General features: G+C 73.5%; 14 protein-coding genes. 7 read left to right on the forward strand and 7 right to left on the reverse strand.

All coding sequences use genetic code 11. From position 1 onward, the window contains the following. Nucleotides 1-84 precede the first annotated feature (84 nt). The 3 genes from AC6JBM_RS03080 (at nt 85) to AC6JBM_RS03090 (ending at nt 7,157) form a co-directional block, all read left to right on the forward strand. Nucleotides 85-735 (forward strand): hypothetical protein, encoded by a 651-nt coding sequence (locus tag AC6JBM_RS03080; protein ID WP_497982087.1) that lies wholly within the window; start codon nt 85-87, stop codon nt 733-735. Continuing rightward, the gene (locus tag AC6JBM_RS03085) at nt 732-5,480 is read left to right on the forward strand and encodes a carbohydrate-binding protein (RefSeq protein WP_497982088.1); all 4,749 of its coding nucleotides are present in this window, start codon (nt 732-734) and stop codon (nt 5,478-5,480) included. The genes AC6JBM_RS03080 and AC6JBM_RS03085 overlap by 4 nt, the downstream gene beginning before the upstream one ends. A 324-nt stretch (nt 5,481-5,804) precedes the next feature. Then, nucleotides 5,805-7,157: a DUF4407 domain-containing protein gene (locus tag AC6JBM_RS03090; protein WP_497982089.1), complete on the forward strand. Its 1,353-nt coding sequence runs from the start codon at nt 5,805-5,807 to the stop codon at nt 7,155-7,157. Between the two features lie 64 nt (nt 7,158-7,221). Here the strand turns inward: AC6JBM_RS03090 and AC6JBM_RS03095 are convergent, their stop codons facing one another. Genes AC6JBM_RS03095 through AC6JBM_RS03115 form a run of 5 tightly spaced genes read right to left on the reverse strand, consistent with a single transcriptional unit; the run spans nt 7,222 to nt 13,796 of the window. Beyond that, nucleotides 7,222-9,411 carry a hypothetical protein gene (locus tag AC6JBM_RS03095; protein ID WP_497982090.1) on the reverse strand — a complete coding sequence of 730 codons (2,190 nt, stop codon included), beginning with the start codon at nt 9,409-9,411 and terminating at the stop codon, nt 7,222-7,224. Continuing rightward, on the reverse strand, nt 9,408-11,303 hold the full coding sequence (locus AC6JBM_RS03100; RefSeq protein ID WP_497982091.1) for a hypothetical protein: 1,896 nt from the start codon (nt 11,301-11,303) through the stop codon (nt 9,408-9,410). The genes AC6JBM_RS03095 and AC6JBM_RS03100 overlap by 4 nt, the downstream gene beginning before the upstream one ends. Beyond that, nucleotides 11,300-11,599 (reverse strand): hypothetical protein, encoded by a 300-nt coding sequence (locus AC6JBM_RS03105; RefSeq protein WP_497982092.1) that lies wholly within the window; start codon nt 11,597-11,599, stop codon nt 11,300-11,302. The genes AC6JBM_RS03100 and AC6JBM_RS03105 overlap by 4 nt, the downstream gene beginning before the upstream one ends. Further along, the gene (locus tag AC6JBM_RS03110) at nt 11,599-12,969 is read right to left on the reverse strand and encodes a hypothetical protein (RefSeq protein ID WP_497982093.1); all 1,371 of its coding nucleotides are present in this window, start codon (nt 12,967-12,969) and stop codon (nt 11,599-11,601) included. Before AC6JBM_RS03110 ends, AC6JBM_RS03105 begins: the two co-directional genes overlap by 1 nt. Next, a complete protein-coding gene (locus AC6JBM_RS03115) occupies nt 12,966-13,796 on the reverse strand; it encodes a hypothetical protein (RefSeq protein ID WP_497982094.1) in 831 nt (276 codons plus the stop codon). The genes AC6JBM_RS03110 and AC6JBM_RS03115 overlap by 4 nt, the downstream gene beginning before the upstream one ends. A gap of 201 nt (nt 13,797-13,997) precedes the next feature. On the opposite strand from AC6JBM_RS03115, the gene AC6JBM_RS03120 reads away from it, so the two are divergent. Next, nucleotides 13,998-15,701, forward strand: coding sequence for an Hsp70 family protein (locus AC6JBM_RS03120; RefSeq protein WP_497982095.1), 1,704 nt, complete (start codon nt 13,998-14,000; stop codon nt 15,699-15,701). A 7-nt stretch (nt 15,702-15,708) separates the two neighbouring features. Here AC6JBM_RS03120 and AC6JBM_RS03125 read toward each other — a convergent pair whose 3' ends face one another. After that, nucleotides 15,709-16,035: a putative quinol monooxygenase gene (locus AC6JBM_RS03125; RefSeq protein ID WP_497982096.1), complete on the reverse strand. Its 327-nt coding sequence runs from the start codon at nt 16,033-16,035 to the stop codon at nt 15,709-15,711. Between the two features lie 99 nt (nt 16,036-16,134). Between AC6JBM_RS03125 and AC6JBM_RS03130 the strand changes: the two genes are divergently transcribed. Further along, nucleotides 16,135-16,812, forward strand: a complete 678-nt coding sequence (locus AC6JBM_RS03130) for a Crp/Fnr family transcriptional regulator (protein WP_350614277.1) — start codon at nt 16,135-16,137, stop codon at nt 16,810-16,812. Between the two features lie 46 nt (nt 16,813-16,858). Next, on the forward strand, nt 16,859-18,238 hold the full coding sequence (locus AC6JBM_RS03135; RefSeq protein WP_497982097.1) for an outer membrane protein assembly factor BamB family protein: 1,380 nt from the start codon (nt 16,859-16,861) through the stop codon (nt 18,236-18,238). Between the two features lie 7 nt (nt 18,239-18,245). On the opposite strand, the gene AC6JBM_RS03140 is transcribed toward AC6JBM_RS03135, so the two are convergent. Beyond that, nucleotides 18,246-18,950 carry a Crp/Fnr family transcriptional regulator gene (locus tag AC6JBM_RS03140; RefSeq protein WP_497982098.1) on the reverse strand — a complete coding sequence of 235 codons (705 nt, stop codon included), beginning with the start codon at nt 18,948-18,950 and terminating at the stop codon, nt 18,246-18,248. Nucleotides 18,951-19,072: 122 nt separating this feature from the next. Here AC6JBM_RS03140 and AC6JBM_RS03145 point away from each other — a divergent pair, with 122 nt between their 5' ends. Then, nucleotides 19,073-19,711: a TetR/AcrR family transcriptional regulator gene (locus tag AC6JBM_RS03145; RefSeq protein ID WP_350614272.1), complete on the forward strand. Its 639-nt coding sequence runs from the start codon at nt 19,073-19,075 to the stop codon at nt 19,709-19,711. The last annotated feature ends 10 nt before the right edge of the window (nt 19,712-19,721 follow it).

Raw genomic sequence — 19,721 nt, forward strand, 5'->3', positions numbered from 1 at the left:
CCGTTCATGTCGGCGTCGACTGCTGCTAGCGCGGGACCGGCAAGATCCCGGGGTGTGCCGCACGGACGCCGTCTCGTCGGGGCCGTGACGGCTGGTCTCGCCGCGGCCCTGTTCGCCCTGCTCTGCCTGCCCGGGCCGGCCGCCGCGCACCCCTTCGGCGACCCGCAGACGGTCGCGATCGACGCCGACCCGGCCCGGCCCGAGGTCGTCCACGTGCGCTGGAAGGCCGGCGGCCTCGACGACCTGGTGCTCCTCGGCGTCTCCCTCGGCCTGCTGCCCAAGGACCGCGTGATGCTCGACGGCGCGGTGTTCTACCGCGACAGCGACGCCGCCGCGATCGGCCCCTCCGACCGGTTCTCCGCCTACCTGCTCCGGCAGATCACCGTGACCGGCGGCGGGAAGGCGTGCCCGGGCACCGTGCAGCCGCCCGCCGACCTGGCGCGCGGCGGCGTGGCGATCGACTTCACCTGCCCCGGCCCGGTCGGCACCGCCACGGTCGCGGTGCGCACCCTCACCGACCTCAACCCGGCGTACCAGACGCTGGCCACCGGCCCGGCCGGCGAGCGCACCGTCTACCGCCAGGGCGCGGACTCCCACGACTGGCCGCTCGGGCCGGCGCCGGAGCAGCACCTTGGCCGCAGCGCCGCGCTGCAGATCGGTCTCGTCGTCGGCGCGCTGCTGGCCGCCGCCCTCGTCATCCGCGTCATCCGCAACATCCGCAAAGGAGCAAGATGAGGCACCACTTGCGGCGGCTGCTCGCCGTCGCCCTGGTCGGCGGGGCGATCGTCGCGATCGGACCGGCCGCGGCCGAGGCCGAGACCGCCCCCTCGACGGGCGCGCCGCTGCTGAACCTGCGTGACGGGCAGACGCTCGAGGGCACCGTCCGGGTCGAGGCGGAGCCAACGATCGAGAACGACTCGGTCGCGGCGCTGACGGTCGACGGATCCCCGGTGGCCGCGCAGCCGACGGCCGGCACCGCGCACTTCGCCTTCGACATGGGCGGCAACGGTACCGAGGCCAGGTACCACAACTACATCACGGTGAACGAGCACACCGCCGAGGCCGACCGGGTCTACTTCCCGGACATCCCGGGCGGGCGCAACGGCTCCCTCGACTTCCCCGGCGCCTGGCTGCACCCGGGCGCGAACACCATCACCGTGCACGCCGGCGCGAACTGGGTCGACACCACCAACGCCGCCGCCGTCGGGGTCCAGACGCTGCCGGACGGCGAGGGCCTGCGCTGCCCCAACTACGACGACTTCCCGCTGAGCAGCCTCAGCCTCAGCCTCATCGGCGTCGTGGCCGACGGCGAGCAGAACTCCTTCAGCTACAGTTTCGGCGACGGTACCTGCGGCAGCAGCCCCCACCTGCTCACCCAGGACCTGACGTTCGTCGTGTCCGGCACCCCGGGCGGGACCGCCGGCCTCGGCGCCGACCTCGACACCCGCTCCCTCGCCAACGGCGAGCACACCGTCGCCGCCACCACGAAGTCCGGCGCCACCACCCGGGTCGCGGTCGCGGTGAACAACGCCCCGGCCGGCGCGCCGAAGATCACCCCGGGCGACGGCGCGCTCGTGCGTGGCACCCGCCCGGTGATCGCCGCGCTGCCCGCGGGCGGCTCCGGCACCGTGAGCTCCCTCGCCGTCGACGGCAACGCCGCCGAGAACGCCGAGACCCTGGCCGCCGGCACCGCCACCCTCGGGCTGACCGTCGAGGCCGGCAACTCGGTCGAGGCCAAGTACCACAACTACCTGCTCGTCAACGGCAACCGCGTCGACCTCGGCGGGGACTACGGCGTCGCCGGCCAGGAGACGGTGGCGCTGAAGTTCCCGAACCGCTTCCTGCGCAACGGCGACAACGTGATCCGGGTCAAGACCGGCGACTACAACGGCACCGCGAACGGGGCCACCTGCGCCAACCACGACGACTTCCGGATCACGCGCACCTCGGCGCTGCTGGCCCTCGGCACCGCCGGCGCGGTGACGAACGGCCCGACGTACCTGTGGACGGGCGACACCAGCGCCGTGACGACCGACGCCTCCCTCGCCCTGGGCGACGGGACCTGCGGCGTCAACAAGGAGGCCGAGTTCCACTTCGGCGTCTCGGGCGCGCCCACCACGCGGACCCTCGACACCCTGGCCGCCGCGGGCGACGCGCACCTGCGGGTCTTCGTCGGCGGCAACGGCGCCGACAGCGGCTTCGACAACAAGGTGCTCATCAACGGCATCCCGCTCGACCTCGGCATCTGGGAGAAGGAGATCGCCGACCTCGCCTTCCCGAACGAGTGGCTGGTGCCCGGGGTCAACGTCGTCGAGTTCGTCGCCGGCAGCGACCACGGCAGCGCGAAGCCGGGCGGCTGCGACAACTACGACGACTTCACGCTGCGCGACTTCGCCCTCGCCCCGGCGACCGGCACCGCCACGCAGCTGACGAAGATGATCGCCGGGAACACCGTGACCATCGGCTCCGCCAGCTACGCCGCGGGCCGGCCGGTCACCGTGTACGTCGGCGACGGCACCTGCGGCAGCTCGTTCAACGCCACCCTGGACAAGACGATCCTGTTCGACATCGCCGGGGCCCCGGCCGCGGGCCGCCGCGCCGACCTCGACACCACGAAGGTCGACGACGGCCGGCACACCATCACCGCCGTCGTCGCCGACAAGACCTCGACGCGCGGCTTCACCGTCGACAACACGGCCCCGCAGATCTCCCAGAGCGTCCCGGCCGAGGGCCAGCGGCTCACGTCCACGGTCGCGCTCGAGGTCGGCGTCACCGACGCGACCGGCGTCGCGGGCAAGCCGGTCATCACGCTCGACGGCAAGGCGGTCAACCAGGGCGACCCGATCGGCCGGGGCCTGGCCGCGGGCGCGCACACCATCGCGGTCACGGCCGCCGACACGCTCGGCAACGCCGCCACCCGCGAGATCCACTTCACCAGCGCCAACATCCCCGACGTGCCCACCGAGCTCACCGCGAGCGTCACCGGCACCAACCACCCGAGCGCGAACCTGTCGGCGAAGGTGCCGGGCGCGGCCGGGGTGGCGCTGACCGCCACGTTCACGAAGGCCGACATGGTGCTGCCGACCGGCGGCTACCAGGGCACCGCGACCGCCGTGCCGGCCGCGCTCGACGTCGCCCACGACACGTCCGTCGACGTGGGCTCGCTGCGGCCGCTCGACGGGCGCTCGCTCGCCACGCCCTCGTCGCGGGACGTGGTCTTCCAGCGGTACGACATCGGCATCGGCTCGGCCGCCGATCCGACGCTGCGCTGGGAGGGCACGATCGACCCCGAGCGGGTCGTGGCGCTGCGGGTGTGGGACCCGGCCGCGAAGCGGTGGGTCGTGCTCACGAGCGCCCGCGGGCAGACCGAGCACAGCACCGTGCTGACGGCGCAGCTCGGCGACGGGTACCGCGACGGCGGGACCGTGCACGTGATGGTCACCGGCGAGGACCCCTTCGCCGACGACCTTTCGCCCCGCGACGCCACCGCCCAGCGGGACAAGGACCACTTCGAGGACCCCGGCAGCTACGACTTCGCCCTCGCGCACTTCACCGACACCCAGTACCTGACCGAGGGCGCCGCCGGCGGCACCTACGACAACTGGAACGGCAAGGCCGAGGCCTCCGACGTCGAGACCGCCGAGGAGCAGGCGATCTGGGCCGCCGCCTACCGCGACACGACCCAGTGGATCGCCGACAACGCGGCCGGGCGCAAGATCGCCTACACCGCGCACACCGGCGACGTCATCGAGAACGACTACTACGACCCGCTCGCGAAGAAGGCCGACGGCTCGCTGCTGCGGCCCGGCCTCGACGAGCAGGTCGACAAGGAGCTGGCCCTCGCCTCCGGCTACCAGGGCATCCTCGACGACCACGGCGTGGTCAACCAGGTCATCGCCGGCAACCACGACGACCAGCTCGGCGCCGAGACCGGCCCCGACTCCCGGTTCAGCCGGACGTTCAGCGCCTCCCGCTACTACCAGGTGGCGAAGTCCTGGCCGGCCGGGACCGAGTACCACGCCTGGGACGAGCAGAACGGCGCGCCCGGCAAGGACAACCAGAACAACTACGTGCTGTTCTCGGCGGGCGGGCTCGACTTCGTCGCCGTCGGGCTGTCCTACGGGGTCACGCCGCAGGAGGCCAAGTGGGCCGACTCGATCTTCAAGCGGTACAAGGACCGCAACGGCATCCTGCTCTCGCACGACTACCTGAAGCCGTCGAGCAACCCGGACGGGCGCGGCGCGGACTTCTCGGCGCCGGACGGCTCGCCGCTGTACAAGCAGGTCGTCGAGGCGAACCCGAACGTCTTCCTGGTCCTCGCCGGCCACGAGCACGGCGTCGGCACCAACCTCAAGACCGGCGTCGGGGTCACCGTCGCCCACGACGTCGTCGAGCTGCTCGCGGACTACCAGTTCTACACGGTTCCGGCCGGCGAGCTGTGGCCGTCGCTCGTCGACGCGGCCGGCAACATCGACGTCAACGGCGACGGGGTGCCCGACCACAAGGCGAGCGACCGGCTGCAGTTCGGCGCGAGCTTCCTGCGTCTGCTGCAGTTCGACGTCAAGCGGGCGGAGATGCACATCGACACGTACTCCCCGTTCCTGAACAACTACGGGGCGACCGAGTACGACATCCGCCAGGACGGCAGCCAGACGAAGCCCCGCTACAACGGTGCGGAGGACAACCTGACCCTGCCGGTCGACCTCACGAGCCGCAAGACCTCCTTCAGCACGGACTCGCTCGCCGCCTACGTGCCCGCGGGCACGATCGGCACCGACCGGGTGACGGCGGGCGGCACGGCCACGGCGAGCTGGACCGGTCTGGCCCCGGCGACGTCGTACGCCTGGCTGGTCTCCGCGAGCAGCGCCGACGGCGGCGTGGCGGTGGCCCAGCCCGCCGTGTTCCGCACCGCCCGCGGGCACGTGAACCTGTCCGCGACCACGGCCGCGGTGGACTGGGGCACGGCCGCGACCGTCACGGTCAAGGCGGACGCGGAGGGCCTGCCGGTCGCCGGCACCGTCGAGCTCCGCGAGGGTGACAAGGTCCGGGGGAGCGCGGCGCTGAGCGGCAACGCGGTGACCTTCAAGCTGCCGCCGGGGCTCGCGCCCGGCCCGCACACGCTGCTGGCCACCCTCTCGGCCACCGACGCCTTCGACGCCGCGCAGGCCACCGTCACGGTCACCGTGAACGCGCCGGCGGCCTGGGCGGCGGGCAAGGTCTACGTGAGCGGCGACCGGATCTCGTACGACGGCCGCGTCTTCACGGCCTCCTGGTGGACCCAGAACCAGAAGCCGGGCGACCCCAACGGGCCCTGGCAGGAGCTCGCGATGACCGAGGACGGGGCGGCGCTCTGGACCGCCACGCGCATCTTCAACTCGGGGGATGTGGTGGTGTACCAGGGCAAGCGGTACCGTGCCGCCTGGTGGACCCGCAACCAGGCCCCGGGCGACCCGAACGGCCCCTGGAAGGCGATCGCCTAGGCAGCACCCGGATTCGCAAGCCGGTCGGGCCCAGCGCCCGGCCGGCTTGCGGCGTCCCGGACCCCGGCCCAGGAGGGTGCCACGGGGACCTAGCCGACCGCGATTGCCGGAACGACCCATACCTGCGGTCATTGCCGGGTGCTGGATCGTGTGACGGGCACGGTGAAACGGACGGCCAGAGCCGACCGTTCGCAGAACGCGCCGAAACGCCGGCCGCCCGTACCATCGAGGCATTCCCATCGCCTCTTGGAAATCCGGTGTCCAGCCGTGCCCGACGATGCCGTTGCGCGCCCCCGTGGCCGATTTCTCTTACGTGTTGCGAATGTGAATCCGGACAATGTCCGGTCGCACTCCGACCGGGTGCTGTACTCCGCGATCGGCGTGTTCATTCTCCTCTATTTCGCGTATGCCACGGTGGGCGGCGCGGTATTCATCGACACCAGCGCGAACTACACCCACCCGTGGTGGCGGTGGCTCGTCGGGCCGATGATCGCGCTCGCCGTCATCGCCTACGACCGCGCGGTGGTGGGCCGGGTCGCCACGAACTTCGACGATCTGGAGAACGAGGATCCCAGCCGGCTGGTCAAGCGGCGCACGGTCGGCCTCTACCTGGGCCGGTTCGTGCTGGCGCTGCTCGTCGCGGTCGTCATCACCGAGCCGCTCATGCTGGACCGGTACAAGGGCGAGATCGACAACTACCTCAACGACAAGCAGAACGTCGCCGCGGAGCAGGCCCGCTCGGCGGGCGCGATCAAGGGCTACGAGGACGAGAAGGCCCGGATCGACACGCAGAACACCGCCGACGACGACGCGGTGAACAAGCTGACGAAGTCGGCCACGGACAAGCGCTCCGAGGCGGCCGACATCTACAAGCAGGCCCTGGCCGACTCCGAGGGCGACGGCGTCACCCACAAGAGCGGCTGCCCGGCGGGCGGGTACTGCGACTCGCTCGTGAAGCGTTCCAACCAGCTGCGCGACGAGGCCAAGCAGCTCGACGACGAGGCGGCCGCGCTGCGCCAGCAACAGCAGGCCGGCCGCGACTCCCGGGCCGCTCGCAAGCGCGAGCTGGACGGCTTGATCGCCAAGGCCCAGGACGAGAACCTGCAGGTGATCAAGGCCAACTCGGGCTTCGGCGCGCGCACGGCCGCGATGTGGCACCTCATCGTCTCGGACTTCCTCGGCGTCGGCGTGTTCTACCTCGGCACCGCGCTGCTGCTCATCGCGCTGGACTGCGCGGCGATCGGGCTGAAGCTGGTCTCGCACGGCAACGCCTACGAGCGCGCCGAGGCGCGCCAGTCGCGCGAGCAGGAGCTGATGTCGCGCGTGCGGCACAAGCGCCGTGTCGAGACGGTCCAGAAGGCGGAGGACGCCTACGGGGAGGTCGCCTCGGAGATCGTCACCGACAGCATCCGCGGCGCCGCCGACGAGCGAAGACTCCGGCGCGAGGCGGCCCGCGAGGCGCGGGAGCACCTGCGCACGACCCTGCACGACACCATGCACGTCGGCGCGGACGGCAAACCGTCGCGCAACGGCCGGGTCCGCCAGCGCACCGCGCCGGTCTCCACGTCGCCGTGGCCGGCCCCGGAGCACGGCTTCACCGACCCCGACGGCGACGACGACCCCGACACCACGGGCGACGACGGCACGACGCGCGGCTGGGCGTACCAGCCCCGCTGACCCGCCCCCGGACGAGATCGGCCCCCGCCCTGCCGGACGGGGGCCGATCTTTCGTGCCCTGCGCTCACTGCGCCTCGGTGATGAGCGTCAGCTCGATCGAGCTCTTCTGGTCGGCCGCCGTGGTGGGCGCGGCGACGACGTACCGCGCGTCGGCGAACTCCGCCAGCTGGGCCTGCTGCAGCACGGCCTGCAGCGCGAGGGCGCTCTGGGCGGCGGCCTGCGGGTCGGGTCCGGCGGGGCCGAGCATCACGTAGACGACCCGCCGCTGCGGCAGCTTCTCCAGCAGCGTGTGCAGCTCGCCGAGCACCTTGTCGGTGGCCTTCTGCGTGCCGTCCCACGAGACCTTGATCGTGTCGGCGGCCGCGGGCTCGCCGGGCCTGAAACGGTTCGACGGGCTCGTGCCGGTCACGACCGGCGCCCCGGTCGCGGACTGCCCGCCCGGCTGCTCGCCGCTCTGCGTGCCCGCCCAGATCGCCACGCCGGCCAGGACCGCCGCCACGCCGGCCGTGATGCCCCACCGGACCTTCTCACGCCGATCCAGCGCCACGCGACCCCCGCGCCGAGGGCCCGTTTCCGGGTTCCCCGCGCCGGTCTGCGGGTCGGGCTCCCGGTGCGCGGGAACCGTCGTCCGCGGCGGCTCGAGCAGCCGTTTCACCATCACGGGCATCGGTTCGTTGTTGTGGGCGGATTGCATCGCGGATCGGTGGATCAGTTCCGCCAGGTGCGGGTCGCGCAGCCCGCCACGCTTCAGCATGTCGTTGACCGCGCCGTAGAGCACCTGCCGGACGGCCGGTCGCGGCGGCTGGTGGGCGCCGAGGGCGGCGTCGAAGTCCAGCAGCCACCGCTCCGCCGGCTTGCTGTCGGCGCGGGCGATGAGCACGGATCCGAGCCGTAACAGGTCGCCGGGGTCGAGCGCGGCGCCCTCGGCCGGTCGTTCGGCGGCCGCGGCGACCAGGCCGGCGGCGGCGGCCGGGCCGACCTTCGGCATCTGCGTGAGCACGTGCCGGGCGAACCCCGGGCCGCGGGCCAGGAGCACCTCCCGGGCCCGCGGGGTGAAACCCGGGCCGGTGAGCTCGGCCACGAGGTGCGGCGAGGGATCGGTGAAGAGGTCGTGGTGCTTCCAGGGCGAGACACCCAGCGTGTCCAGCCAGGAGTCCGGTGCCGTCCACAGCCCGGTGCGCTTGCGCTCCCGGATGGTGTCGGCCAGGTGCTCGGGGTCGGGCTCGGCCTCGTGGACCAGGCTCGCGGCGCCGGCGTCCCCGGGCCGCTCGAGCAGCGCGTCGAAGAGCGGCAGCAGGATCGCCTGGCGCAGGCCGGGCTCCTCGAGCTTGACCAGGGCGCGGCGAGCCGCCTCCGGGCTGCCCTCGGCCCACTTGGTGACCTCGTGCGGGAAGTCGGCCAGGCGCCGGCGACCCTCGCGGTCGCGCAGCAGGTCCGGCACGGTCTCGGGGGTCGGGAAGGCGATGTTGGTGACGGTGTGCTCGACCAGCTCCTCGACGGTCTCCGCCGGGGCCTCGAGTAGGTCGGGGTCGTGGTGCAGGCGGACCGCCCGGCTCACGAGCAGCTCGAACGCCGAGCGATGGGCCTGCGTGCCGAGCCGGCGCGCGACGGCGTCGGCGCCGGGCGGGACCGACCAGCGAGTCCGGTCGATGACCCGGTCCAGCGGTGATCCGGTCCGGAAGTCGGCGGGCAGGTCCGCCGTGACCAGGTTCGGGCGCGGCTCCTGCAGCGGGCAGGTCGACCAGGTGTACTCGGCCGCGACCGCCCTGGGCAGGACGCCCAGGACCGCGTAGATCGTGATCGCGGCCTCGGCCGGGGTGCCGGGGAGGCGCAGCAGCGGCTGGCCGAAGAGCAGGCCGTTCAGCGCGTGGCGGACGCCCGGCTCGTCGGCATGCCCGGCCGCGAGCGGCTCCTTGCCGCCGACCGCGGCGATGCCCTCCGACCATGCCTGCTGCGCGCCGACGGCGAACGGCTCGAACTTGAACCGGCAGGTGCCGGCCACCCCGAAGTGGCCGCCGCGGCCCTGCTCGGCGAAGCACCAGTACCGCCCGTGGCGGGGGACGGTGACGGCCCGGAGGCTGTACACCGGATGCTCCAGCGTGGAACGGACCGCCGGCTGGACGACCGCGTCGTCGATCAGTCGCCCGGCGACCGCCCAGAACTCCGGGGCCGCGGACGAGGCCGTGTCCGAGGCCCGTATCGGGGCGAAGCCCCGGCCCTCGACGTCGGCCCACGCGATGAGGTTCGCTGTCATGCCTGTGCCTTTCCGAGGGTGGCCAGCAACAGCTGGCTCAGCGCCGCCGAGCGGTCCTGGAGCCGGGGGAAGGTGGCGGTGGACTCGAGTGGGCGCAGGCGGGGGTTGCCGGCGTCGTCGAAGGCGCGGGGAACGGTGCCGAGGGGTGAGCAGAGGAAGAACCGGAGGCGCAGCCAGGGCTCGCGGAGGAGTTTGTAGAAGGTCCACTCGTGGCCGAGGCCGTAGGTGATGCCGCAGCCGAGGGCCGACATGACGACGTCGCGCAGCTGGATGTGGCCGATGGCGTCGCGGCGCTGGGCGCGGTCGAGATGCCCGCCGATGGAGGGGACGAGGATGGTGTACGGGTTGCAGGCCGGGTCGTCGCCGTCGGGGATGTCGATGTGGTCCTCGCGGCCCTCGTGGGCGAGGTTCCAGAAGTTGCCGGGCTCGGAGTAGTAGCGGATCAGGCCCTCGGCGACCTGCCGGCAGCGGGCCTCGCGGACCCGTTCGTCGACGGCGACCCCGGCCTGCAGGTACTGCAACAGCGACCCGGCCGCCTGGTCGACGTGCACGGCCCCGTCGAGATGGGAGCGGGTCAGCACGGCGAGGTAGCCGGCGACGCCGCGCAGCACCTCGCCGGGCTGGCCGAGGTGGTCGAGGTCCTTCTTGCGCAGGACCGCGTGCAGCAGGTCGCTCTTCGTGATGGCGACGAGCAGCTGGACGCCGGCGCCGGGGTCGGCGACGACCTCTCCGTCGAGCAGGGTGAGGCGGCGGCCGATCTCGGTCTGCACGTGGTCGCGGCGGCTCCTGACCACCGCCTGCCCCACGGCGTGCGTGGTGCCGGGGCGCAGGCTGCCGTCGAGGACGTCGGTGTACGCGCTCTCCTCGGCCAGGCTGTCCTCCGCGAAACGGTCCATGGAGGCCGAGACGAGCGGGTCGATCACCCAGACCAGCGCGTCGTAGTCGCGCAGCTTCACCCGCTCCCGGGGCGAGCCGTCGTCCGGGTCGAACATCTCGCCGGGCAGGTCGGCCAGGCCGGTCCAGGTGCGCCGGGTGCGGCACTGGGTGCGCATGACCAGCGGCTGGCGGAAGCCCTTGCCCCACTCGGCGGCCCGCCGCTGACCGTCCACGACGGTCCGGCGGATCACGTCCTGGATGGCGTCGAGCACCTCCGGCAGCTGCTCCTTGAGGATGCCCTCGGGCCGGCCCCAGCGGTCCATCATCGTCGGCTCGATGGCGTCGCCGACGGCCAGGGTCTGGGCGTACATCGAGGAGCGGCTGCGCATCGGGATCTGCTCCAGCGGGCTGAGCTGGTACTCGCGGATGCGCCCGTCGTCCTGGGCCGGCAGGAAGTTGTGCGGGTTGTCGAGGTTCTGGTGCATCGTGCGCAGGAGCAGGTAGGTCTTGCCGCTGGCGGGCGCCCCGATCGCGGCGATCATGTTGTACTCGTCGACGTGGTGCTCCGTGGCGTTCACGCCCGGCCGGTCGAGCACCGGCGCCGAGTCGGGGAAGATGTGCCCGCCACCGCACAGCAGGTACACGTAGTCGATGTCCAGGTCGTTGAAGCGCGGATCGGTGGAGCAGGGCATCGGGAAGTCGTGGCCGACGACCGACAGCCGCCAGGGGAAGCGCCGCGACTGGGTGGCCATGGGTCCGACCTCGAGCCGGAAGCAGGGCGGGAACGCGAACCGGCCGTTGTCGGTCATGACCGGGGCCGCGCCGAGCGCCGCCCCGCACGCCGGGCAGGTGCGGCCGAAGCGGCGCAGCAGCTGATGGTCGCCGCCACCGCCGCGACCGGTCCCGGCGCCGTTGCCGCCCGAGCCGGAGCCCGAGCCGCCGTTCGAGGGCGGCACGGGCCGGCGCGGCCGTGGCGGCCACACGCGCGCGTACAGGTCCTGCAGGCGGGCGATCATCCGAACACCGCCCAGGACAGCAGCGCCAGCACGAAGAACAGGCCGAGCAGGGCCAGCCCGGCCAGCAGGCCGGCCCGGGTGCCCCATTCCCGGCCGGCCGTCGCGGCCGCCTCCAGGTAGCCGGCGAGACGCGCCTCGACGGCCTCCACCGTGGCCGGCGGCGCGGCGGGGCCGGCGTGCAGCCAGTCGCCGAACTTGTGGCCGAGGCTCGTCAGCTCCGAATCCGGTCCGACCGCCTGCTCGACCCGGCGACGCAGGTGCTCTCGTCCCGGGAAACGCAATCCTGCCAGCTCCATCAGCCGCCCATTCCGAATACGATCACGACCAACACCAGCACGACGCCGAAGACCGCGGCCCCGCAGGCCACGGCGGCCAGCAGCGCCCTGAGCACCGCCAGCTCCCAGGCCCGTCTGCGCACGGTCTCGTAGCCGTGGCGGACCCGGGCGGGCAGCGGGCCGGGCAGCGCCAGCGCGCTGTGGCGGATGCCGTCCAGCTCCCGCCGCATCGCCTCCGAGCGCTGCGTCCTCGGCTGCTCGGGCGGCCCGGTCCTGCGCACGACGCAGGCGCGCTCGGCGTCGATGAGCCGGTTCACCCACTGCAACGCCGACCAGTCCGGATGCTCGATCTCGCGGCCGAAGGGCTCCACCGCCGCCTCGATGAGCGGGTCCCAGCGCAGCTCGGCGTTGTTCTGCCAGCGGCGGCGCAGCGCCGAGCGGACCTCGTCGCGGTCGTCGGCCGCCCGCCGGCCACCGCCGAGATCGGTGAGCAGCGTCTTCTCGACCCATTCGCGGCCGGCCAGCGTGCACAGCACCACCAGGGCGAAGCCGAACCGGTCGTGGGCACGCAGCACCTGGGCGCTGCGCTGGCCGTGTCGCACGCGGCCGTACGCCCAGACCGGGGTGAGCCGCAGCTGGGCCGGCGGCGGGTTCAGCCGGGTGGCCGCGTCGATGTCGATGAGCACGAACCCGGAGGAGTTCGCGGTGCTGTACCGGCACACGTTGTCCGGCTTGATGTCGCAGTGCACCATCCCGCGCCGGTGCAGCGCGTCGAGGCCGGAGCCCATGCCGATGAAGTCGCTGAGCTGCTGGACGGCCGGCCGCGCCAGGAACGGCGCCCAGTTCAGCTGCTTCATCCACGGGGACACGGCGAGCAGGTACAGGTCCGGGCTCGGCACGTCGTCGCCGAACCAGCTCGGGTACACCCCCCGCACCTGCCGCAGGAGGTCCTCGGGCGCCAGCTCCAGCTCGGTCTGGACCGTCCCGTCGAGGATCTCCGTGCTGCCGTCGGTGTTGACGATGTGCACGGGCACGACCGCCCACGGCGGCTCGATCGGGGCGCGGTCCTCCTCGCCCGGCAGGTCGGCGTTGGCACCCTGCACGTCCGAGGCCTGCTGGCGCAGGTAGTAGCGCAGCGCCTCGGTGTCGGTGCGGTCGGCGCAGCGGTAGATCTTGACGTGCCAGCGCTGCCAGTGCGAGGCCTGGCGGCTGTGCGCCTCCGTGTAGCGCACCCCGGTGCTGATCAGGCGCACCCCGTCCGGCGAGCCGGGGTCGGGCACGTTGAACTGCACCGTGCGCGACTCGGCGGAGACCGGCGGGTCCACCACCAGTTCGGCGTGCCAGCCGGAGCCCTTGAGCCTGACGACGAGATCCGGCTCCTGCGACGTCATCGAACCTCCGTGGTGGACAGCTTGTAGCCGACTTCGCTCTGCCCGGCTCCGGTGCGGGCGGCCGGCAGGCCGTAGGTGATCCGGCCGCTGGCGCCGAACGGCAGGGAGTGCCCGGGCGGCAGGGCGCGACCGTCGACACGCACCAGGTAGTTGCGCCGCTCGTTGCAGCGATGCAACCGGGTGACGCCCGCGTGGTGGCGGATCAGGAGCAGGCGTCCGCGCGGCACCACCGCGGCGAAGTCGGGAATGCGCACGATCGTGCCCGTGGTGACACCCAGTCCCCGGCCGAACGGCAGCCACTGGTCGGTTTCGGGCAGCAGGTACCGCCAGCGCCAGTCGCCGTACACGAGGGTGAGCGCGGCCGCCGCGGTCACGACCGGCGCCGGCTGCGGTCGGCAGGGGGCCGTGTCCGGGCCGCTCGACTCGGGCATCGTCGCGGTGCCGGGCGGGCCGGTGCCCGGCTCGGGCAGCGGCGGGTGCAGCGTGATGCGGTAGCCGGGCGCGGCCACGTTGTCCTGGCGGTCGATGTGCACCCGGACCCGGGCGCCGGGCAGGTTCTCGCGCACGATCCGCCCGGCCAGTCTCTGCAACAGGCCCGGCTCGGCGGGCGGCCGCATGGTGACGACCACGGCCCGGATGAGCAGGGTGTGCGCGTCCCGGTGGTTGCGGGCCTCGGCACAATAGGCGCCGAGCGATCGCTCGAGGGCGAGCAGTACGATCGAATCGAGGACAGCCCCGGAAAAGTTCCGACCCGGCTCGGTCCCGCCCACGTTGGCCTCCGGCGAGGGTGCGGCAACCGCGACGACGATGGTGCCCGGCAAACGCATGCGCGATCACCGGGCTCGTTTCACCGTAGGCCAGGGGCCAGGCGGCCCGCATTCGCCGTTCAGGTCGCCCGGAAACCGGATCGGCGGGTGCGTCCGGAAAACGGCCGGTGCCATTCCGAATGAAGTATTTCGCTGTATCAATGCACTCTTGCCCGAGACCGATAACTTCGATGAGCAGACAGCCAGGGCGAGGGGGACGCGATGGAGCTCGGGGTCGATCTCGGAACGTCGAGCACGGTGGCGTTCCTGCGGCGGGACGACGGCGCGACGGAGCCGGTGCTCTTCGACGGGGCGCCGCTGCTGCCGTCCGCGGTCTTCGCCGACGAGGCCGGATCGCTGCTCGTCGGGCGCGACGCGATCCACTCCGCCCGCGCGCGGCCCGAGCGCTTCGAGGGCAACCCGAAGCGCCGCATCGACGAGGGGGCGGTCTTCCTCGGCGCCGAGGTGCCGGTCGAGGCGCTGCTCGGCGCGCTGCTGCGGCGGGCGGCGGCCGAGGCGCACCGGATCGCCGGGGCGCCGCTCGCGGGGCTGACCGTGTGCCACCCGGCGTCGTGGGGCCCCAACCGCCGGGCGGTGCTGCAGCGGGCCGCGGCCACGACCGGGCTGTCGCCGGTGCGGCTGGTGCCCGAGCCGGTCGCCGCGGCCGCCTTCCATCTCCGGCGGCACGCGACCGGCCCGGCCGACCTGCTCGTCTACGACCTCGGCGCGGGCACGTTCGACGTGGCCGTGGTGCGGTACGCCCCCGGCGCGCCCCTGGAGGTCCTCTGCGCCGGCGGCCTCGACGACACCGGCGGCCAGGACGTCGACGCCGCGATCGTGGAGCTGCTGCGCTCGCGGTGCGGGACGCCGCAGCTGTGGGCGCGGCTGGACAACCCGGTCTCCGTCGCCGACCGGGCCGCGCGGCGGCAGCTCTGGGACGACGTGCGCACCGCGAAGGAGATGCTGTCGCGGGTCGCGGCGACGACGCTGTTCCTGCCCCTGGTGGAGACCGACCAGATCCTCACCCGCGCGGAGGTCGAGGCGCTCGCGGCGCCGCTCGTCCAGCGCACCCTGAACGCGATCACCGCGACCCTGGCCGAATGCCCGGTCCCGCTGCGCCCGCTGGCCGGCGTGGTCCTGGTCGGCGGCGCGAGCCGGATGCCGCTGGTGGCGACGATGCTGCACCGGGCGCTGCGGGTCCCGCCGACGATCACCGACCAGCCCGAGCTCGTGGTGGCGGCGGGGAGCATCGACCCGCTGCTCATCGGCGCCCCGGCACCGAGGGCCATGCCTGCCTGGTCGGCGGTCTCACCCCCGCCGCCACCCGCCTGGACCCGGCCGGCCTATCCCGCCCCCGCGCCGATGCCGGGCGCCGTCATCACGATCGTGGAGCTGATCACGCTCAGCACGCCCTCGTACACCGGCGTCACGCTGCGGGGTCAGCTCCACGCCGACTACGGGGTCATGGAGCACGTCTTCCCGGCCGACGCCGACGGCCGGCTGCTGGTGTTCTCCGACGGCAACGCCCTGGCCCGGTACGCCGTCACGCATGCCGGCGAGGACGCGCTGCTGGCCACTCCCGGCTCGCGCGTGCGCAACGACGGCGCCGACGAGCTGAGCTTCGACCTCGACCTGCTGCCCGAGCACCTCAGCGGGCCGCCGGAGGGCTGGCTGCCCGCCTACGTGTGCCGCTGCCGCGACCTGGCCGCCCAGCTGGGGATCTTCCTCGACCTGCCGGACGTGGACGACCTCGTCGGCGAGCACACCACCATCGACCAGGTCGACGACATCCTGCGCCGGCACCGCGACGAGCCGACGGCCCGGGCCGCCCGGCGCAAGCTGGCCCGCGTCGACCGGGCCCGGCTGCTCGAGGACTGGGCCGAGCTCATCGAGCTCATCGACCGGTCCATCGCGCAGCCGGGCTGAGGCGCGCTCAGCGCCGCACGGCGAGCTCGCCCAGCTCGGACCAGTCGTCCTGGTCGACCGTGGTGCTCACGATGCGCGGGGTCTCCTGGAGGTACTGCGGCAGCGTCCGCTGCGCCTCCTTGAAGTGCTCCGAGCTCACGTGCGCGCCGCCGGCCTCGCCGTCGCGGAACGCCTCGACCAGCACGTACTCGTTCGGGTCGTCGAGGCTGCGGGACCAGTCGAACCAGAGGCAGCCCGGCTCGGCCCGGGTCGCCGCCGTGAACGGCCCGGCGATCTCGGGCCAGCTCGCGGCGTGCTCCGGCAGGACGCGGAACTTCGCGGTGATGAAGATCATGAGTGCTCCTTTCCTGCCGAGGATTCTGCCGCGTCGAGGGAAGTCGCGAGTGGTGAAGCGTGCCAGAATGGGCGCATTGCCGGTGGGGGAGGACGGTCGATGGACGAGGCACTCGCCCGCAGCGGGATCATGCAGGGCATCGACGCGGACGCCGCGGAGGAGCTGGCGCGCGGCCTCGACCACGTCGACGTGCGCCGCGGCGACGTCCTGTTCAACGAGGGTGAGCCCGGCGACAGCCTGTACATCGTGCTGCAGGGCAAGATCAAGCTCGGCCGCCGGGCCCACGACGGACGGCAGAACCTGCTCGCGATCATGGGCCCCGGCGACATGGTCGGCGAGCTGGCGCTGTTCGACCCCGGCCCGCGCACCGCGACCGCCACGGCCGTCGTCGACTCGCGCGCCTCCCGCCTGACCAAGGCCTCCCTGCGCTCGTGGCTGGTCCGCCGCCCGGAGATCGCCGAGCAGCTGCTGCGCGTGCTGGCCCGCCGCCTGCGCCGCACCAACGACGCGCTCGCCGACCTCATCTTCACCGACGTGCCGGGCCGGGTGGCGAAGAAGCTGCTGCAGCTGGCGGGCCCCTTCGGCGTCCGCGACGGCGGCGTCCTGCGGGTCACCCACGACCTCACCCAGGAGGAGCTGGCCCAGCTGGTCGGCGCCTCCCGCGAGACGGTCAACAAGGCCCTGGCGGACTTCAGCTCCCGCGGCTGGATCCGCCTGGAGGGCAAGAGCGTCGTCATCGCCGACCCGGAGCGCCTGGCCCGCCGAGCCCGCGTCTGACCCGCTGCCCTCGGCCGCTGCCGCCCGATTGTGAGGGAAGAGTTCCGTGCCGGACGCGGTGATCGAGCTCGATCCGGGCATCCCGTGGGAGCCTCCGGAGGCCCCGCCCCCGCCGTCGGTGCGGGCCCGGCGGCGGTGGGCCGCGTTCGCCGCGGTCGTGCTGCTCGCCGCGGGGATGCTCGTGGCCGCGGTGCCGCGCGCCGGCATCGAGCCCCTCTTCACCATCGACGGCTTCCGGGTGCTCAACGCCCAGACCGGCGGTGGCCGGCTCGTCGTCGGGCGGTTCCAGCCCGTCGGCGCGGGCACCCAGGTCGAGGTCCGGAGCCTGCGCGACGGCGCCCGGCTCTGGTCGAGGACGCTGGACGTCGACCAGCACCTGACGTTCCTCACCGACGACGTCATGGCGCTGCAGACCGATGGGCGCTCCGGCTCGGCCGACGCGCTCATCGTGCTGGACGCGGCCACCGGCGCGCAGCTGTGGCAGCGCGGGCAGATCGCCTATTTCGGGCAGGCCGGCGGGCGGATCCTCGCCGAGGACGTGGCCGGCGTGGCCGGGGAGACCGGGGCGGTCGAGGTCCGTCCCGCCGGCGAGGACCCGGCGAACCCCGAGCCGGAGCAGCGCGGCCGGCGCTACCTCGCGCTGGACGAGTGGACGGGCGCAACGGTGTGGGAGGTCCGCGTGCCGGCGGGCTCCATCGCCGACTTCCGGCTGACCGGCGGTGGCCATGCCGGCCCGGCGTACATGTCGCAGCTGAGCCCGGCGGGCGTGCTGCAGATCCGCGACCTCGGCACCGGCGGGGTCGTCGCGGAGCACCGGCTGGACTTCTCCGGGGCGATCTCGTGGTTCCGGACGGGCGGCCCGGCCGTGCCCGGGCAGGTGCAGATCGCCAAGGCCGGCGCGCGGGGCACGGACGTCTACGACCTCGGCACGGGCCGGCTGCTGTGGCACTGGCAGGCCGAGCGCCCGAGCCCCTGGGGAGGGGATCTCTTCGCCTGCGCCCCGGGCCTCTACTGCCTCGGCGACGACTCCGGGCTCACGGGCGTCGACGCGCGGACCGGCGCACGGCGCTGGCACGCCGACGGCTACGACGAAGTGCTGGGCGGGGACGGCGCCGTCCTGCTCGTCAGGCCGGGGCGGCCGGGTGACGCCGCGGCGCCCGTCGTGGCGCTCGACGCCAGCACCGGCCGGGCCGCCCGGGACCTGCCGGGGTGGCAGATCGCCGGGATCGCGCCCGGGGGCGGGCTCGTGATGTGGAAGTCCAGCGGCGACCACGCGGCGGTGCTCGGCCTGGCCGACCCGCGCGGCGGGCGGGTCACCGTGTTCGGCCGGTCGGCGAGCTGGGACGGCCGGCCCGAGTGTCAGTGGGACCGCGGCATGATCGCGTGCCTGGTCGACGGGGCGCTGGCGGTGTGGCGGCTGCCGTGAGCCCGGCTCAGCGGCGGCGCTTGTGCTGGGCCCGCAGGGCGAGCGGAGCGTCCTCCAGGATCACGATGCACTTGTTCTCCAGGCGGACCCAGCCGCGCGAGGCGTACTGCGCCAGCACCTTGTTCACCGACTCCCGCGACGCCCCCACGAACTGCGCCAGCTCCGTCTGGGTGAGATCGTGCACGACCCGCGTCGCGCCGCCCTCCGCGACCCCGAACTGGTGCGCGAGCTGAATCAGCTGGCCCGCCACGCGGCCCGGCACGTCGCTGAAGAGGCGGTCGTGGACCGTCGCCCGGTTGCCGCGGATGCGCCGCGCGACCACGCGCAGGAGCTGTTCGGCGACCTCGGGGTGCTGGGCCATCCAGCGGTACAGCGCCGTCTTCGACAGCCGCGCCAGCCGGGCGTCGGCCACCACGGTCGCGGTCGTCGTGCGCGGGCCGCCGTCCAGCAGCTCGACCTCGCCGAAGGGCTGGCCGGGGCCGATCAGGGCGAGCAGGCCCTCGCGGCCGTCGCAGGAGCGGCGGGAGAGCTTCACCTTGCCCGACAGCAGCACGTACAGGCTGTCGCCGTTCTCGGACTCGCGGAACAGCACCGTGCGCCGGCCCGCGGTCACCGTCTCGAACTCGGCGACCAGGTCCTCGGCGGCCACCGGGTCGAGGGACTCGAACAGTGCGGTGGCAAGCGGACTTGGCGCGGTCAGCGTGATGCTCATGTCGTCCTCCCCGGGTGGCGGTACCGAGTACCGTTCTGACGGTACGGCATGCCACCATGGCTGGGCAACAGGCTGATCTGGAGATACGCGAGGATGGCATGGTGACCGGAACTGCAGCTCCCGTGAAGCAGCGGCTCGTGGACGCGGCCCTCGACCTGTTCGACGAGCGCGGCTACGAGCAGACGACCGCGGACGACATCGCCGACCGGGCGGGCGTCGGGCGCACGACGCTGTTCCGGCACTACCGGTCCAAGGAGGACGTGATCTTCCCGGACCACGACCGGCTCATCGCCGCCGTGCGGGAGCGGCTGGCCACGTCCAGCGCCGACACGGCGATCCTCGCGGTGACCGAGGCGGTGCGGCTGGTGCTGCTCAGCTACGTCGAGGAGGCGGACCGGGCGCGGCGGCGGTATGCGATCACGAGCCGCGTGGCCGCCCTGCGCGACCGGGAGATCGCGAGCGTGGCGCGGTACCAGCGGCTCTTCCGCGAGTTCATCGCGGGCTGGATGGGCCCGGCGCCGGCCGACGCGCTGCGCGCCGAGCTCATGGCGGCCGCCGTCGTCTCCGCCCACAACCACGTGCTGCGCCGCTGGCTGCGGCGGGAGGCGGCCGATCCCGCGGCCGAGCTCGAGGCGGCGATGGCCCGGGTGGTCCAGCTCTTCGCCGGCGACTCCGGCGACGGGTCGATGGTGATCGTCCTGCGCGACACGAGGGACCCCGAGCAGGTCGTGACCGCCGTGCGTCAGGCGCTGAAGCGATAGGCTCGCCGGC

The sequence above is a fragment of the Dactylosporangium thailandense genome (assembly GCF_059739745.1).

What these genes read in the sequence shown, in the direction of transcription:
- AC6JBM_RS03085 (WP_497982088.1), top strand. Translation starts at nt 732, where the DNA reads ATGAGGCACCACTTGCGGCGGCTGCTCGCCGTCGCCCTGGTCGGCGGG.
- AC6JBM_RS03095 (WP_497982090.1), bottom strand. Translation starts at nt 9,411, where the DNA reads ATGACAGCGAACCTCATCGCGTGGGCCGACGTCGAGGGCCGGGGCTTC.
- AC6JBM_RS03100 (WP_497982091.1), bottom strand. Translation starts at nt 11,303, where the DNA reads ATGATCGCCCGCCTGCAGGACCTGTACGCGCGCGTGTGGCCGCCACGG.
- AC6JBM_RS03105 (WP_497982092.1), bottom strand. Translation starts at nt 11,599, where the DNA reads ATGGAGCTGGCAGGATTGCGTTTCCCGGGACGAGAGCACCTGCGTCGC.
- AC6JBM_RS03110 (WP_497982093.1), bottom strand. Translation starts at nt 12,969, where the DNA reads ATGACGTCGCAGGAGCCGGATCTCGTCGTCAGGCTCAAGGGCTCCGGC.
- AC6JBM_RS03115 (WP_497982094.1), bottom strand. Translation starts at nt 13,796, where the DNA reads ATGCGTTTGCCGGGCACCATCGTCGTCGCGGTTGCCGCACCCTCGCCG.
- AC6JBM_RS03120 (WP_497982095.1), top strand. Translation starts at nt 13,998, where the DNA reads ATGGAGCTCGGGGTCGATCTCGGAACGTCGAGCACGGTGGCGTTCCTG.
- AC6JBM_RS03125 (WP_497982096.1), bottom strand. Translation starts at nt 16,035, where the DNA reads ATGATCTTCATCACCGCGAAGTTCCGCGTCCTGCCGGAGCACGCCGCG.
- AC6JBM_RS03130 (WP_350614277.1), top strand. Translation starts at nt 16,135, where the DNA reads ATGGACGAGGCACTCGCCCGCAGCGGGATCATGCAGGGCATCGACGCG.
- AC6JBM_RS03140 (WP_497982098.1), bottom strand. Translation starts at nt 18,950, where the DNA reads ATGAGCATCACGCTGACCGCGCCAAGTCCGCTTGCCACCGCACTGTTC.